The sequence below is a fragment of the Robiginitalea insularis genome (assembly GCF_052497835.1).
This window is the reverse complement of the sequence record NZ_CP199296.1, coordinates 674024-689284: the sequence shown is the minus strand read 5'-3', so window position 1 is coordinate 689284 and position 15261 is coordinate 674024. Positions and strand designations below refer to the sequence as shown.

The 15261-nt window shown below is 42.5% G+C and carries 14 protein-coding genes; all 14 read right to left on the bottom strand.

Annotated features, from left to right (window positions below; genetic code table 11):
• Positions 1-209 precede the first annotated feature (209 nt).
• The 14 genes from ACT6NV_RS03145 to ACT6NV_RS03080 all read right to left on the bottom strand — a co-directional run bounded on the left by ACT6NV_RS03145 (position 210) and on the right by ACT6NV_RS03080 (position 15164).
• Positions 210-566 carry a bleomycin resistance protein gene (locus ACT6NV_RS03145; protein WP_445385816.1) on the bottom strand — a complete coding sequence of 119 codons (357 nt, stop codon included), beginning with the start codon at positions 564-566 and terminating at the stop codon, positions 210-212.
• Between the two features lie 43 nt (positions 567-609).
• Positions 610-1326 (bottom strand): DUF6090 family protein, encoded by a 717-nt coding sequence (locus ACT6NV_RS03140; protein WP_445385815.1) that lies wholly within the window; start codon positions 1324-1326, stop codon positions 610-612.
• A 278-nt stretch (positions 1327-1604) separates the two neighbouring features.
• Positions 1605-2012, bottom strand: coding sequence for a nuclear transport factor 2 family protein (locus ACT6NV_RS03135; RefSeq protein WP_445385814.1), 408 nt, complete (start codon positions 2010-2012; stop codon positions 1605-1607).
• Positions 2013-2266: 254 nt separating this feature from the next.
• Positions 2267-3040 carry a TSUP family transporter gene (locus ACT6NV_RS03130; RefSeq protein WP_445385813.1) on the bottom strand — a complete coding sequence of 258 codons (774 nt, stop codon included), beginning with the start codon at positions 3038-3040 and terminating at the stop codon, positions 2267-2269.
• A gap of 56 nt (positions 3041-3096) precedes the next feature.
• Complete coding sequence (locus ACT6NV_RS03125) at positions 3097-4533, bottom strand: DASS family sodium-coupled anion symporter (RefSeq protein WP_445385812.1); 1437 nt, start codon at positions 4531-4533, stop codon at positions 3097-3099.
• A 95-nt stretch (positions 4534-4628) separates the two neighbouring features.
• On the bottom strand, positions 4629-5435 hold the full coding sequence (locus tag ACT6NV_RS03120) for an alpha/beta fold hydrolase (RefSeq protein ID WP_445385811.1): 807 nt from the start codon (positions 5433-5435) through the stop codon (positions 4629-4631).
• A 305-nt stretch (positions 5436-5740) separates the two neighbouring features.
• Positions 5741-6490 carry a CPBP family intramembrane glutamic endopeptidase gene (locus ACT6NV_RS03115; protein ID WP_445385810.1) on the bottom strand — a complete coding sequence of 250 codons (750 nt, stop codon included), beginning with the start codon at positions 6488-6490 and terminating at the stop codon, positions 5741-5743.
• A gap of 186 nt (positions 6491-6676) precedes the next feature.
• Complete coding sequence (locus ACT6NV_RS03110) at positions 6677-7948, bottom strand: phosphatidylserine decarboxylase (RefSeq protein WP_445385809.1); 1272 nt, start codon at positions 7946-7948, stop codon at positions 6677-6679.
• A gap of 38 nt (positions 7949-7986) precedes the next feature.
• Entirely contained in the window at positions 7987-8502 is a 516-nt protein-coding gene (locus ACT6NV_RS03105; RefSeq protein ID WP_445385808.1) for a hypothetical protein, read from the bottom strand.
• A 122-nt stretch (positions 8503-8624) separates the two neighbouring features.
• Entirely contained in the window at positions 8625-11900 is a 3276-nt protein-coding gene (locus ACT6NV_RS03100; protein ID WP_445385807.1) for a S41 family peptidase, read from the bottom strand.
• Between the two features lie 262 nt (positions 11901-12162).
• Positions 12163-12597: an alpha/beta fold hydrolase gene (locus ACT6NV_RS03095; RefSeq protein ID WP_445385806.1), complete on the bottom strand. Its 435-nt coding sequence runs from the start codon at positions 12595-12597 to the stop codon at positions 12163-12165.
• A 39-nt stretch (positions 12598-12636) separates the two neighbouring features.
• Positions 12637-13758 carry a hypothetical protein gene (locus ACT6NV_RS03090; protein WP_445385805.1) on the bottom strand — a complete coding sequence of 374 codons (1122 nt, stop codon included), beginning with the start codon at positions 13756-13758 and terminating at the stop codon, positions 12637-12639.
• A complete protein-coding gene (locus ACT6NV_RS03085) occupies positions 13758-14516 on the bottom strand; it encodes a DUF6090 family protein (RefSeq protein WP_445385804.1) in 759 nt (252 codons plus the stop codon). Before ACT6NV_RS03085 ends, ACT6NV_RS03090 begins: the two co-directional genes overlap by 1 nt.
• A gap of 54 nt (positions 14517-14570) precedes the next feature.
• Positions 14571-15164 (bottom strand): hypothetical protein, encoded by a 594-nt coding sequence (locus ACT6NV_RS03080; protein WP_445385803.1) that lies wholly within the window; start codon positions 15162-15164, stop codon positions 14571-14573.
• Between the last annotated feature and the right edge of the window lie 97 nt (positions 15165-15261).

The window sequence follows — 15261 nt, the reverse complement described above, 5'->3', positions numbered from 1 at the left end:
TTCAGATATTATTTTCAAAAAATGCGTAATCTGCTTTTTCTTATAGTAGCTCTGGCAACAGAGTGGCTTCCCAGAACAGCTTGCAACTTAACTTCGGGTTATGTATGGCATAAGCCCTGCTTAATTCACGGTTAATTAAAAATAGCGATTTTTCTTCTTGAAGGGGGGGCTGAAGTGGTGCAAAGCCCAAATGGACGGTTCGGTATATGTTAAATAGCCTGTCCAAAGGTTAACAGGTTATGGTCGGGGTCCAGTATTGAAAACTCTTTTTGTTCCCAGGCTTTGGTTTCTAAGGGTTCGTTCGGGTGAATAGGGGTCCCTTTTTCCAGTAGTGAATTGTAAAACGCTTCAATATTGTCCGTCCTGATATTAACCTGCCTGTAACTCTCTTTTGGGTCCAGCACCCTGAACTCGAAAAAATGGATTTGGATCTGGTCTTTTTCCATCATCAGGTAGCTATCAAAGTCTGCATTGCCGAAAACATTGAATCCCAATTGATTTAGATAGAACCAGCGCGTAACACCATTGTCACGCATCGGTAATTTTGGATGTATGTCTTTGAGCATAACACTTCTTATTTTCAGTTTTTTAAACTCAAAATATTGAACTCTATTCCAATTCCTTTTCAATGGCGTTTATAATCTGTCGAATTTCTGCCAGGGCTTCCCTGTAGACATCCATGTTATGGCCGGTAGCATTCTTGATCCATTGCAATTGGTTCATGAATTCAGTATCCTTTAAAAGGGCATCATAATCGTTTGGGATAGCCATCTTTCCCCAACTTACCGGCTCCACTTTTTTTAAATATACAGGATAAACAAACTGAACAAGGTCTTCCCTGTAGAAGCCCCCAATATCTTTGCTATAGGAATAGGTCTGGTTGTATAGTTTTAGTATTTGGTTTCTCAAATCCGCATCAGAAATGATTTCGACCCCTCTTGAATTGAGGTTTGAGATGGCTCCGTTGTTGATATTGAAATGTTCGTAATCATTCCAGACCGCGAAATGATAATTTAAGGTATCGTGGTAGGCGCCGTTATTTTTGAGGTGCCGGATCAGGACTGCGCACGAATTGTTCGCTTTTTGATACACTTCCAGGGTGTGTTCAATGGCCGCAATATCCGAGTTTAATTCTACCTGAAACTGCCTCAGTAGTTCCGTTTCAACCAGCTTGGACTTTCTTTTCTCATTCCAATCGTTAATCTGTAGGGCAATCAGGATTCCAAGCACAACCAGCACAATCTCCCCTATAGCATAAAAAAGGTATTTGCTGAATTTGTTTTCAGAGAGGAACTGCTGACGGATGCGTCTGAAAAATCTGATCATATTTCAGGTGTCTTAAATCATAGAGAACCTCATAGATAAAAAGGCCGCCCCAAGATCCGATATTGTTTTGATACGTTGTGCCCTTAATTTATCGGTAATCCAGCTATTGACCAAATCGGTGGTTTGATCCGGATTTAATCCTTTGCCAGATTATCCATTTCGCCTTTCCTAAACACGGATAAGGAATTCCGTTGGAGCGCGCTGCACGGTGCTGAAAATAGCAGAGCTATCTTAGCGATCCATTCAGTTTTACCTTTGACCCGGTTATATCATTTGGTTTAGTTCTCAGAATCCGCCAGTTTCTTGGTGTCAACAAATTGCTGGAAAGCAATTATTTTACCGTCCTCATTAAGGGTCCACAGGTGTCCGGCCTGTGCATTGTAGCTTTTGCCAGTGGCCTTTACTTTAGCGTCATACCGGAGGGTGGCAAAGACCATATTGTTGTCCATGCCATGGGTTTTGACATCCTGCAGTCCAAAGTATTCGTGATTCGCTCCCAGGCGGGCAAAGACACCCTCCAGGACGGCATCGGGACCCACGTAGGGGTTGCCGTCTGCAAGGGAGTTGCTTTCCGCTTCGTTCCATGTGATTTTGGGATGCATCAGCCCTAAAACGGTTGGTATATCCCCGGTAGAAAAGGCGTCGTATAAAGAATCGATAATCTGTACGTTTTTGGTGGTTGTCATAAAAGTATTTAGTGGTTTTTTAAAAATGAATAAAAAGGCTGCACCTTGCAGGTTTCATCTGATATAGTTAAACGGATATATACAACCCGGCCTATGGATAAAAGATACTCAATTTTTGGTTTGATTTAATCTCCCGGCTGATATTGATTTGAAGCGCAATCAAATTCCCGATAACCAGCAGAATGATTTCTCCAATTGTGAACAGCAGGTATTTGCCTGATTTACTCTCGCTTAGTTATCGCCCCCTGACTTTTCTAAATAATGCCTGCGCCCAGGGCAAGAGATATTATAATTAATAAAATGGCTACGGTAACCTGCACAAACCTAAGTGTAACTTTTTTCAATAGTTTGTTTCCAATAAATGACCCGGCAATTCCCGAAAGTGTTGTGAAAATTACCAGGCTTAGGTTATCGATCAGGCCGGATTTTAAAAACCCGGAAGCATAGACGCTCAATCTTGTAAAATCAACAAAGGTGGAAACCACTACCGCCGTTCCAATAAATGCCTCTTTCGACAGCCCGGCCTTAATCAGAAAGGCAGTGCGCAAGGCTCCCTGATTGCCTGAAAGCCCGCCGAAGAACCCACTTAAGGCCCCACCCACAGGCAATTTGTCTTTTCCAAATTGCAGTTTGTTGAAATAGGGGATAAGGTCAATGGACGCGAAGATGATCAGGAGAATTGATATTAAGAATTTTACGGGATATACTTCGAAAAAGGAACCAAAGGCATGGTAAGAAAATAGCGGTTGGACGTCTTTAATGTTTATTAATACCCAGGAACCAAAAAAGGCTGCAATTACTGCAGGAATCCCAAAGCGGATCAGAACATCTTTGTTTGCATTTCTGCCCACTAAACCCAGTTTATAAATGTTGTTGAAGAAATGCACCACGCCTGTAAGGGCAATTGCCAGCTCAACAGGAAAGAAAATCATCAAGACCGGCGTAAGGATTGTGCCCAATCCAAACCCTGAAAAGAAGGTCAAAATGGCAACCAGAAATGCTACGATTGAAATAATTACTATTTCCATCCGAATTTTTCAGCTAATTAATACAATTTTCCTGAAATCTGATATTCATGATTCCCTTATAAGGAGGAAGACCAAATTATCCAGGGCGTTGCCAGCAGGAAGATGGTCGTATTGAGAATGGTTATGATTGCCCCCTGTTTATATATGTCCTTTGAGGGTAAAAACCCACTTCCGGCAAACAGTACATTGGAACTGGAGGCCTGGGGGGTCATGACAGCAAAATAATTGGTGGCAAAAGAAAGCATAAAGGCCATCAGTGCAGCGGGTACCTCGGCATTTACAGCTACTTGCAAAAAAACGGCGTACAATGCCAGCAACTGGGCCGTCTGACTGACGAACAGATAGTGAATTAACACGTATAAGACCGTCAAAAGGATATAAACAGTAAACCAATTATAATCACTGATATAGGTAGCTATCTGGGCTCCCAGGGTCTTCATAAAACCCATGTCATTCAGGGCGGTACTCATCATATATAAAATGGCGAACCATACATAGGTTTCAAGTGCATCTCCGGCACCTTCTCTGATATCTTCAAGGGAGTACACATTGGTCAGTATCAAAATGGCTAGCCCAAAAAAGGCAACAATTGCCAAATTCAGATCCAGGATAGGGGAAAGTGCCCAGAGCAGGATCATTCCAAAAAATGTCATTCCCATAATCCATTCCTGCCTGCTCATGGGGCCCATTTCATCCAATGCCTTCCTGGCTATTTTGGGGGCTTGTGGAGTAAATTTATTTTCGGGCGGAAAGAGCTTATACAAAACATAGGGTATTGCAATCAGGGCTACTATGCAGGGTACAGAGGCCACTAAGAGCCAATTTCCAAAATTCATGTTTACGCCAAATTGGGCAGCAATTCCGGCACCCACCGGGTTAGCGGCCATTCCGGTAAACCAGAGTGCAGAACTGATGGTGTGTCCGGATATGGCAGTCATCATAAGGTAGCTTCCGGTTTTTTTCCTGCCCTCCGGAGTGGGCAGGGAGCCGGTATCCAGAGACAAGGCATGGGCAATGGGATAAAGTATTCCGGACCTGGCCGTATTGCTGGGAATGGCAGGCCCGAGGAGGGTGTCTGTGGCAACAATGCAATACCCCAAATTCAAAGTAGATTTCCCAAACCGGCGGATGAGTAAAAAGGCGATTCGCCTGCCCAAACCTGACTTAATGACTCCTTTTGCAACTAAAAAAGCGGCTAAGATGAGCAGGATAAAGCTCTCTGAGAACCCTGAAAAAGCCTGTTCAGGGGGAAGCACCCTTAAAAGCACCACGGCCACCAGTGCCAGTACAGATGCCGTAAAAATAGAAAGGGCTTCAATTAAAACCCCCAGGATGGCCGTTATAAAGACGGCGAACAAATGCCAGGTGTCCGGCGTCAGGTCCCAGGGAACAGGGAGGTGCCAGATGAGTATTCCGGATAAAAGGGTTATGCTTCGTTTTCCCCAAAGAATTTTCTGATGCTGTGAGAGTTCTTTCACTTTAATAGCGCTCATTAGGTTGGATAAATCCCATCTTTAAACCAATGGGCTCGTTTCAATTTAGGTAAATTCTTTCAGTTGGGAATGTACGGAAATCAGCTAAGCCACTTCTATTTTTCTTTAAGGAAGGATATAATCGCTTCCGCAAAGTCTTTCTGTTTGAAAGTGCTCATATGGTTACCGCTTACGATGCGCAACCGGCTGTTGGGGATTTCTTTCTGTAATTCTTCTGGTTTCCCATTATCCAAATCCGCTTCTCCGGAAATTACGAGTGTCTCAATTTTAATATTATTGAGTTCATCAATGCTGGTTTCAGGTTGGTAATCCTGTAAATACCCCATAATTCTGAAATCAACATTAAGATCCTTTGCAAAATCTACTGCTCCTTTCGTCATTTCATCCGGTTGTGTGCGTCCTGAAAAAACATTCCCGAAAGCAATCCTCCTGTCCCAATCCGGCTTGGTGAAATCCAGTCCCATACCCCCGAAAACAGCTTTGGTTATCCGATTTTCTATGGTTAGCAATTTTGCAAGTACAATAGCGCCCCTAGAGTAGCCAACAGCCATATAATTTTCAATACCCAGATGGTCTATCAGGGCTATAAGGTCTTTTATTTCTGCATCGTTTTTATAGGCATCTTTGTTTTGTGGTTTGTCCGAATCGCCGTTGCCCCTCAGGTCTGGAATAATGACCCGGTACCCCTGTTCCAACAATTGCCTTTTCAATGCAGTATCACCCCAGTTACTGTTTCCATCCACTATAAAGCCATGAATCAGCAATACCGCTTCTCCGGTCCCTTCGTCTTCAAATGCGATTTTTGTTCCGTCGAAGGAGCTGAAGATTTTTTTGTTTGTACGCTCAGGTTTACAGCAGATTAGAAATAAAGCAGCTATAAATACTATTGTGAATTTATTCATTCTTAGGTGTTCTTTAGTTATTTCCGGGATGCCTGTGGAAGGTGCGAGGCAGCCCGGTGTAATTGAGCCTCAAAAAGGGCTTTTAATATAATGCTCGATTATGTGCAAGATAAGCCGGGGTTAATTATAGTCTATTTAAAAATAGGAATTTTCCTTGGGGAAGTTGGAGCTATGGTGAACAACGCTTTTGCTATGGCTATTTTTGAAATATCCAGGGAGGTAATCATATTGGAATTTCTATATTTCCGAGTTTATGGTCGTTTAATTCAATGTCCGTATAATCAATTAATACCTTCTTTTTTGTTTTAATTGCTCGCCATATACAACTGTGCCATAAGTATGGTGTCCATATAGGCATGGGCTAAAACCAAAATCCAAAGTCTCTTTTTTAATTTGATATAACTGATTCCCAAAGCTAATCCCATAAAGCCTGTTTGCACAATCCCCATGGGCCCCCAGGCATAATGAATAAGCCCGAAAATAATAGAACTAAGGATAACAGCGATAATGGTAGCTTTTTTAGAATCATTGCCGATTTGGGAAATTCTGTTTATCAGGAATCCTCTGTAAATAACTTCTTCACCAAATGAAGAAACGATATAAACACCTGCCAGTGTTATAATAAGCATCCAAATATTACCTTTTAAATAATCATAACCGCTCATGTTGGCTCCTTCGGGAATGCCCGTTATATTGGCCATGATAACAGACCCTATTATGAAGCCGGCTATTGCGAGAACAAACACCAGCAGAGAGAGCAGCGTAACTTTAACTGCGCTTCTCAAAGAAATGGATCCAAAGACCAGTCCAAAGTCTTTCCAACTTTCGCCGCGCAGTTTAAGTCCTATCCAAACATAAATCAGCATCAGAATATTCGCCGTCCAGACAACTGCTTGTATTAAAAGGGGGTTGTCTCCGGCGAGAGGCATTATTAGCTTAATGAAGGTATATGTAAAAATGAAAAGCAATAAAATCTCCCCTGCCTTAACCAGCTTATTTTTATGCAGCTGATTTCCAAGTTTGGCCAATAGAGAATTGCTTGCTTTATCTGTCATTACTGCATTTTTTATTTGAGTACAGTCCAGTTAACATAACCTTTCTGTAGCGCGATTGTTCTGCCTTAAAACGGTCCAGAGCAATCAACCAGACAGGTGTTTTATTTACCGGGGTTGCTTAAAAGTAGGAAATTTCCTTTTGAAAACTTAGAGTAGGGGATAGCTGCTAATGCATTTGCTAATTTATTATTCCTCTCTGGATAATAGCCCTAAACGTTCTCCCATTAACAGGTGTTTGTATGAAGTTCCATCATCCTGCATGGGGGCATCCAAAGTAAAGGTAATGCCCTCCTGAAAGATCATGATAAAATCGGATCCGCCGAAGGCAAAATGGCCCAGCATATCGCCTTTTTTTACTCTGGTGCCTGCCGTAATATTGTCTTCAAAATTAACAGAACCCACAACTGCCATCCCGATAGGTAAGAGGGCCACATGGCCAAACTCCTCGGTTTCCAGAATAACACAGCCTCTTGTTTCAATAGCCTGCCATCCGGTCCTGGCACTTGGGTTAAATGCATAACGGTTGTTCTGCTGGTCCCACCACAGCTGGCCACCCGTAGGATTGATGCCCTGAATGACCCTGACTTCTTTTATGGTTCCGCTTATGGGAAAGTGATATCTGTGATAGTCGTTTACGTTCAGGAAGGAATGTGTAAATGTACCGTTGGCAAATGCGTCTTTGTACGCACTGTCTTCACCAATAAGTTTTGATACAGAATTCAGCGTGGCAGACTTTACCGGAACCCCGTCTTTTTCCACCAGGTTGGAGTTGTTGTCTATTTTCCATACACCCATAGGTTGTGAATCGGCAAAGGAGACCACTACAGAGTCCTGCTCTGTACTTGCAATGGGGCGCATATCTGGAGACTTCAGGTACCTGGCAAAGAATTGATTAAACGTTTTCCAGTTTGAGGGATCTTCATACCAGCCCTTTTGCAACCCAAAATTCGGATCATTCAAAGCCATTTGATAATATTCTTCATTCCATGAAGCTTCGGTATCTAGAAACGCACCCCATGATTTGCTGAAGGTTGTGAGCCATTTTGCAAAGGGTTCATAGTACTGCAAGGAATTATTGACCAGGCCTTTTCCTTCAAGTTCTGCCAAGGGCTGGTCAATCAGGAAATAAAACGCACAAAAACCCTGAAAAATATGATCAAAGATTTCCGGATATTCTTCCTTTTTTACAATTGCCCAGGGCATGGTTGTTTCGGCCCAGGTAATAAACTCATAATATTCTTCAAGGGTTTGAGCAGGATTTGTATCCCTGTTTGGATTGATTTCCTTTGCCTGATCTATAGAAGACTGCAGCATTGCTTTTAGTTCCGGCTTGCTTTCAACAAGGGTAATTAATTCTTTGGTTGCATCACCGTATACAACTTCCTTTTTGGGGGAATTGCAGTTAACAAGGCCAGTAAGCAGGAATAATATGAGAATGGAATTATGAAGCTGTTTCATTTGCAAGGATTATTATGCTTTTATTTATTAAATGACTTTTACTTTCTGAGGTATTCCCCTCCCATAATTTTGGAGAGTCCTTCTTCGGTTTTTGCAAAAAGCGACCAGTTAAAACTGCTGTCGTTTAGAAATTCCCAGTTCTCCTGATAGGTTTCTGATACGCCATCAGGGGTGTAAGTAGTTAACGCATTCATCATATTTTTTCCTTCAAATGCAGTAGTGTATTCAAAAAAACTATAAGGCATATCCACCGCCGTGAAATAACCTTTGATCACTTTTAAACCGGGATGCCAGATCCATGCTCCTTCGGCTACAAGTTTTGCCTGCCCGTCTACCAGAAAATAGCTTTTTGATATTACAGACAGCTTTCCAACACCCCACTCAAAAGTCTGATATGAATTATCCAGGTACCATTCACCTCCAATCAAAACAGAAAAGTCAGATAATGGACTGGCACTATCAGGCTCGTTTTCCTGGGCTGCTAATTGCCACGAATTAAATATTAAGAGGGACAGACAAAAAACGTTGATGATTGAGTATTTGATTTTTTTCATTTTTAAAACTTACGATTATACGACTCATGCACGCAGGTCATAGCCTTGTAAATTGTTGAGTATTAGTAAATCTTACTCTTTAATTCTATTCCAGATGCCCAGGTACATATTCCATTCCCGATCTAATTTCGTTTTTCATAGTCCGGACGAACTGGGATTTCAAAGCGCGCAGGGCTGTTGAGTAATCTCATAACTTCCTCAATGGCCGCTTCTAACTGGGTATCCTGGCCTTTGGCAAGTTTTTGGAAGTCCTGAATAATTTTGATGTCTGGATCCACCCCATGCCCTTCTTTAAACCAATTGCCATCGGGGTCATACATCCGGAAGGTGGGTACGGTAACACCTCCGTTGTCGATTAAAGCAGGAGCTCCGCTAACACCTATTAATCCCCCCCATGTTCTGGTCCCGATGAGCGGGCCCAGGCCATACTTCCTGAAGTAGTCCGGGAATGCATCCCCACCCGATCCGCTGAAGCCGTTTATCAGCATTACTTTTGGGCCAAAATTGCCTGCCGGCGGCCAGGACCAGTCTTCACCATCCCTCACTGCCCAAAAGGCAAGTGGTTTTCTGTCCAGCAATTCGACAAACCGGTCAGGTATCTGTCCGCCACTATTAAAGCGTTCATCGATAATGAGGCCTTCCTTGTCAATCTGACCATAAAACTGTCTTATTAATTCGTTTTGCCCATCCTGCCCGGTACTCCTTACGTACACATAGCCAATTTTCCCGTCGGTGGCTTTCTCCACCCTTTGCCGGTTTTTTTCAATCCAGGCAAGGTGCCGCAATCGCGTCTCCGAAGGCAAAAGCTTTACAACTACCTTCCTTGAGCCCACAAAGGAGGGGGTACTATTCAAGGTTAACTGTACGGTTGCCCCGGCAAGCCCCTGCAAAGCGGCATGTATCGGCTTGGCAGCATCGATGTTTTGTCCGTTTACCGCCAGTAAATAATCGCCCTGCTTAACATTGATACCGGGAAGGGACAAGGGCGATCTGACCTCAACGTCCCAGGGGGCTCCGCTGATGATTTTTTTAATTCTGAAATATCCATTTGCAACGTCCATATCTGCCCCCAGATACCCCACATTTATCTGACTGGCCTGTTCTCTGTCCCCTCCGCCATTGTAGGTATGCGAAGCATTTAACTCCGCAATCAGGTCGCCGATAATAATGTTTACATCATTTCTGGAGTTGGCCTGGTCTACGAGTTTACCATACCGCGTCTTCATAAGGTTCCAGTCTACCCCATGCATTCCGGGATCGTAGAAATAGTCCCTCTCAATCCGCCAGACATCATTGAATATTTGATTCCATTCATCCTTTGGGACAACCTGCATCATCATGTTTTGTGTAGGAACAGGTTTGTCTATTTTCTGGTCCGCTTTGGGTTCGATCACGGCCAGTTTTTGCCCCTGATTAACCAGTATCTTGGAACCGTCTTCGGACACGGAATAGTCCTGAACATCGGAAATGATGGTCTTTACTTCCCTTTCCTTAAAGTCATAATAACAAAGGGCCGGTTTGGAGCCCTCAGGGGAGCCGGAGTTGGGAAAGCGGACAAACAAAAGTTTTCCGTCTATGGTGGAGAGCCTTGCGATATTGCCAGGGGCTATGTCCAGTAGTTCCACCCGATTCTCGAATCCGTCCAGGTCAATAACCGTCATTTCTGCCTCCCCTTTCTTTCCATCCTCCTTGGTCGATTTTTCTTTTTTGGATTTGGAATTATCGGCACCCTCTTTATTTTTCTCTTCAGGTTTTAATTCATCATTCTTTGCTCCAATCAGGGATTCAACCTTATTATTCAGGGTTGCTACCGCTATTCCGGAGCTGTTGGGATAGATAAAGGTATTGTCCATATCGGAGTACACCGGATCAAACGTCCTGTTAGTCGCATAGAGCAAGTATTTCCCGTCTTTGCTGAACACAGGATTGTAATCTGAATAAAAACCTGAAGTTAGTTGGGAAACCTTGCCTGTTGGAAGGTTATAAAGAAATACGGCCGATGTCCTGGGGTTGTCAGTGGTTCGGGAATAGGCAATCCACCTGCTGTCCGGGGACCAGGATACCCTGAAATTCCTCAGACCCCCTTCCATTAGGTATCTGCCTTTGTCAATCTTCCGGATGCTTTTGGTAGTCACATCCATGTAGTTGATATTCATGGCCTGATCTACAAATGCAATCTTTTTACTATCCGGGGACCAAAAAATGGTATACCTGAACCCACTGCTGAAATCGGTAAGGGTTACCGGGGGATTTTTCCCGGTCATATCAGCCAGCACAAGCTGGTATTCCCCGTTTGCATCACTCCAGTAGGCCAAATTCTTCCCGTCAGGGGACCATTGCGGATAGCGTTCAGCACTTCCCGAGGTGGCCGTCAGGTTAGACACAAAGCCTTCAGTGGCCGGCAGGTCGAACAAGTCTCCACGGGCCTCGGCCACCACCCTGTTGCCGTCTGGGGAGATCGTGGCGTTCTGAAGGTATTTATCAACCGGCTTCTGTTGCACAATTAGGCCTTTCTGATCTGAAATAAGCCTTATTTGAATTTCCCGGGTGTTACCTGAAGCTATATCGTATAAATACAGTTTTCCTCCTGCTTCAAAGACAATATCCGTAGCGCTGTTTTGGGGAAACGTAATATCGTAATCAGTGAAATTTGTAAGCTGGGAGTTGCTGTTGGACGCCAAATCGTATTTCCATAAATTATTCCTTTTCTCTGGTCCGTTATCCGACATATAATAAACAGCATTCCCAACCCACATGGGCAGTTCGTCATTTGCGGCATTATTGGTGATGTTTTTAGCGTCAAAGGTGTTCAGGTCAAAAATGGTTATATCAGGGGCCATCCCGCCACGGTACCTTTTCCAGTTTCTGTTCACCCGGGACAACTCGGTAAAGGCTATTTTTTCGCCATCGGGAGAAAAGGAAGCAAACTCCCCATAGGGGACAGATAATTTAACCGGGGAACCTCCCGTGGCCGGGATAGTGTAGAATTGATTAAAACGCTGGCGGCCGCTTTCTCTCGAAGAGGCAAAAAGCACAGCACTACCGTCAGGCGTCCATCCCAAAACCCGGTCCGGCATCCCGTGATAGGTTAGCCTTAAGGGAACGCCTCCCTGGACGGGTATCACATACACATCGATGTTGCCCTGATAATTTGCTGAAAAGGCAATTTTGCTGCCGTCCGGTGAAAACCTGGGATAACTTTCCACTCCTTCGGGAGAACTTAATTTCATCGCCGTACCTCCTCCTTTCGGGGCTATCCAGATGTCATCCCCATAAACAAAGCACACCTGTGTGACGGATACGTCCGGGTGTTGCATAAGGCTTCCGCTGATCTGTGCATAGGCGGGAAATTGTAAGAGGAGTAAAACAGTAAATAGGATTAGACCGGGTTGTTTCATTTTCTAAGAGGTTTGGTTTGATAATTCAGATGTCACAGCTATATCCCATAAGCATCTGTTACGGGTAATAAGGTAGTGTTTTTTTTGGTTTGGAAGAATCGTTCCGCGGCGGAAGCCAGCTATGTTTATTGCGTTTTGGGCTATTTTATTGACTCAGCCACGCTGAATTATAGCCATCGTAATTTTTCCTCGAGAAAGTCGATAATAGCCATAGCAAACCCTTTGGAGTTAAAAGTGCTCATATGGTTTCCGTTCACAATACTCAACCTGCTACTGGGTATTTGCCTTTGTAAATCCCTGGGATCTTCATTGTCAGCAATTTTGCAAGTATAATGGAGCCTCGGGAGTACCAGACAGCCATGTAGTTTTTGAGGCCTAAATGGTCTGCCAGGGCAATTAAATCCTTTACCTCTGCATTATCTTTATAGGATTCTTTGTTTTGTGGCTTGTCAGAATTTCCGTTACCCCTTAAGTCCGGGATAAACACCCTATATCCCTCATTTAACAATTGTTTCCTAAACTCAGAATTGCCCCAGTTGAAATTGCCGTCAACTATAAAACCATGTATGAGCAATACGGGGTTGCCTCTTCCTTCATCGGTATAGGCGATTTTTGTTCCGTCAGATGATGAAAAATACGATTTCTCAACATCCCCTGTTTTGCAGCCTGTTATTGAAAAATTACAAATCAGTGCCAATTAGGCTAGTTTACCTCGCATGTGTTATAATATTGTTTTCTAATTTTGGTCAGGCAACGCATCCATGTATTCCTGCAAATATCGATGCAAGCCTTTTTCGGGATGGTTGAGCAGCTCTGTTTGGTATTCAACTTCTAATGCATCAAGAAGGCGCATTATATTAAAGCCTATAGTATAGTGGTAATCGGAACAAGCTGCATAAGTCAGGTAGCTAAATGCCGGATTGGTAAAATCAATTTCTTCAAATTCCGAATATGATTTAAACATCGGGTCATTTAAAATTGTAATTGAATCCGGCTTGTTGTAATAATCGGATAGCACTGTCATGCTTTTATACTCAATATATCTGGCTGATCCCTCCTGTATTACATAAAAGTTTTCTACCCGTTCCAGGTCAGGGTATTCCCGGCTATATTTCTGAATACGCCCTTTTCTCACTTTTAAGTAGGTAGAAATTAATGAATCGCGAATGGCCGAATTATTCTCCGAAAGGGCTTCCATGAGGTAGTCGTTTTCTTTTTGAAGCATTTGAAAGAACTCCTGATCTTCCCGACATATGGAAACAAAATTATTGGGATTAAATGACACTGTACTGATGGAAGATTTAGCGTATTCATTATACTTGTCATTATTGAGCTGATAGTGGTGAAACATTTCATGTATAACCATGGTCGCCCACATTTCTGTGCTTTCGACCGATGGAATATAATTGCCAATTTCTTCAACTGAAGAATATTGTTCCACAGGGTTATCGTAGAAAAAACGGGAGGAGTCTGCTTTTTCAAAACTCAACATATTTTCCATATGATACGGAATACTGTCCGTCCTCGAGGTGATCAAATAATCAGCACTATATTGATCGTAATCTTCCAAAGTTTTAATTACCAGTGAATCGGGAAAGAATACTTCAGATTTATCCCCATTGAAGTAAACTAAGGTTCCTTCCGTTCTTTTTTCACCAAAGTCAGGCCAGGCCCTTTCTGCAACAGCTTTTTTTAAATTCAGGACGAAAGAAATTCTCCTGGCAGATAAACTATCTGGAAAATCAAAGGGATCCTCCGATGATATGCCTGAATCACTTTTCTGAGAATCATTTTTCTGATTCTGGCATGCCGTTGCGAGAATGCAAACTCCGGCTAATAGCGTTAGTCTAATGTTCATTACTTTAATTTGTTCAAATACGATAAAAGTGTCTTAGCTTTTATTATGTGATCTTCAATATTCTTCCTTATGGGTATCCTGAAGGCTTCCAGCATCCCTATCTGTGTTCTTAAATAGTCGTTGCCCTTCATAAGATCCCATTTTATATCGTACTTCCGGGAATAGTTTGCATTTATTGACTGATCCCCGGCGTAAAAATCCTTATAGAGCAAAGGACTATGGAATTTAAGCATTTCATCCCGATAGTCATACCAGGCCGTTTGAAGGATGCGGTCATTAAAGAGTTTTACCCAGTTATCCGGGATGTAATAGCCATCAAGGAGCTTTTTTATTTGAACATCATTGAATAAGTGAATGTTATTGCTATTGATAAGGTCATCATAGGTTGATGATATTATCGTAATGTTCGGAATAAAACCGGTGGAAATGATGGCATACGTTAATCTTAAAGTGTCTGGTTCAGTTAATCTGTTATCCAAAAATTCAGCGAGGTAACGCCCTTCTTTTTCATTGTGCGTATTTATAAAATTGAGCTGATCTAAATTCTCCAAATCAGTATTCAGGTCTGCAATTAAATTTTCTATATACGCTTCTTTCAGGGTATTGCTTTTTCGTTTTTCATTCCAGTTGTTAACTTGTAATGCCAGTAAAATGCCAATCATTACAAGGAAAATTTCTCCAAGTGCGTACTTGATATACTTTCCGGTTTTCCCTTCTGAAAGCAAGTTTTGCCTGATTTTTCTAAAGAAGTTTATCATTTGTTAAAGTTGGCCACAATGTAGCACAAAGGTTAGTGTCGACCATTTTTTAAACTATTTTTTCACAGGGTTGGCAGTATGTTTTTTATTCTTCCCTTTTTTAACCACCCATACTACGAGGAGGATTAATACAACCAACCAGCTCAGGGTAGTAAACCCTCCTTTCATCTGAGTAAAGATACTGGCTGTTTTTATAACTCCAGGCGGCACATTTGTTCGGTTTATAAGCATCACCGAAATCAAGATGTTTTCAATGTAGTCCGTGAACATAGCAAGGAACGGGAGCATAAATAAATTTGAAAATACATGATTGCGGCTGATCTTTAATAAACCAGATAGTCCAATAATCGCCGTACTTAAAAAGAGTGCTAGCAAAACAGGATATAGTATATCAAGAAGAAATAGTTGGGGGAAAAGATAGAAATCTACTGTAGATTGATCCAATTCCCGAAGCATCACTCTAGCTTCTAATAGAGAATATCCAAAAGTTTTCAGATCGAACGCCTGTGTGCCAAATTTGGCATTAATCCGCGGAAAAGTAAAGAGCATCATCAATACCAAGACAGCATGAGAAAGTAAGAACAAGCCTACTACTCCTGATCTGGATGCCAAAGGTTCCAACTTGTTGTGAATCTTTTTGAGCTTCATGGACTAAATAGTGTTTTTTCTACATGCCAGCGCCTGGCTAAGCTCCGCAGGTTTCTGCTGTCAAATATCCATAAAAGTATCTTTAAGCAATTTGTTT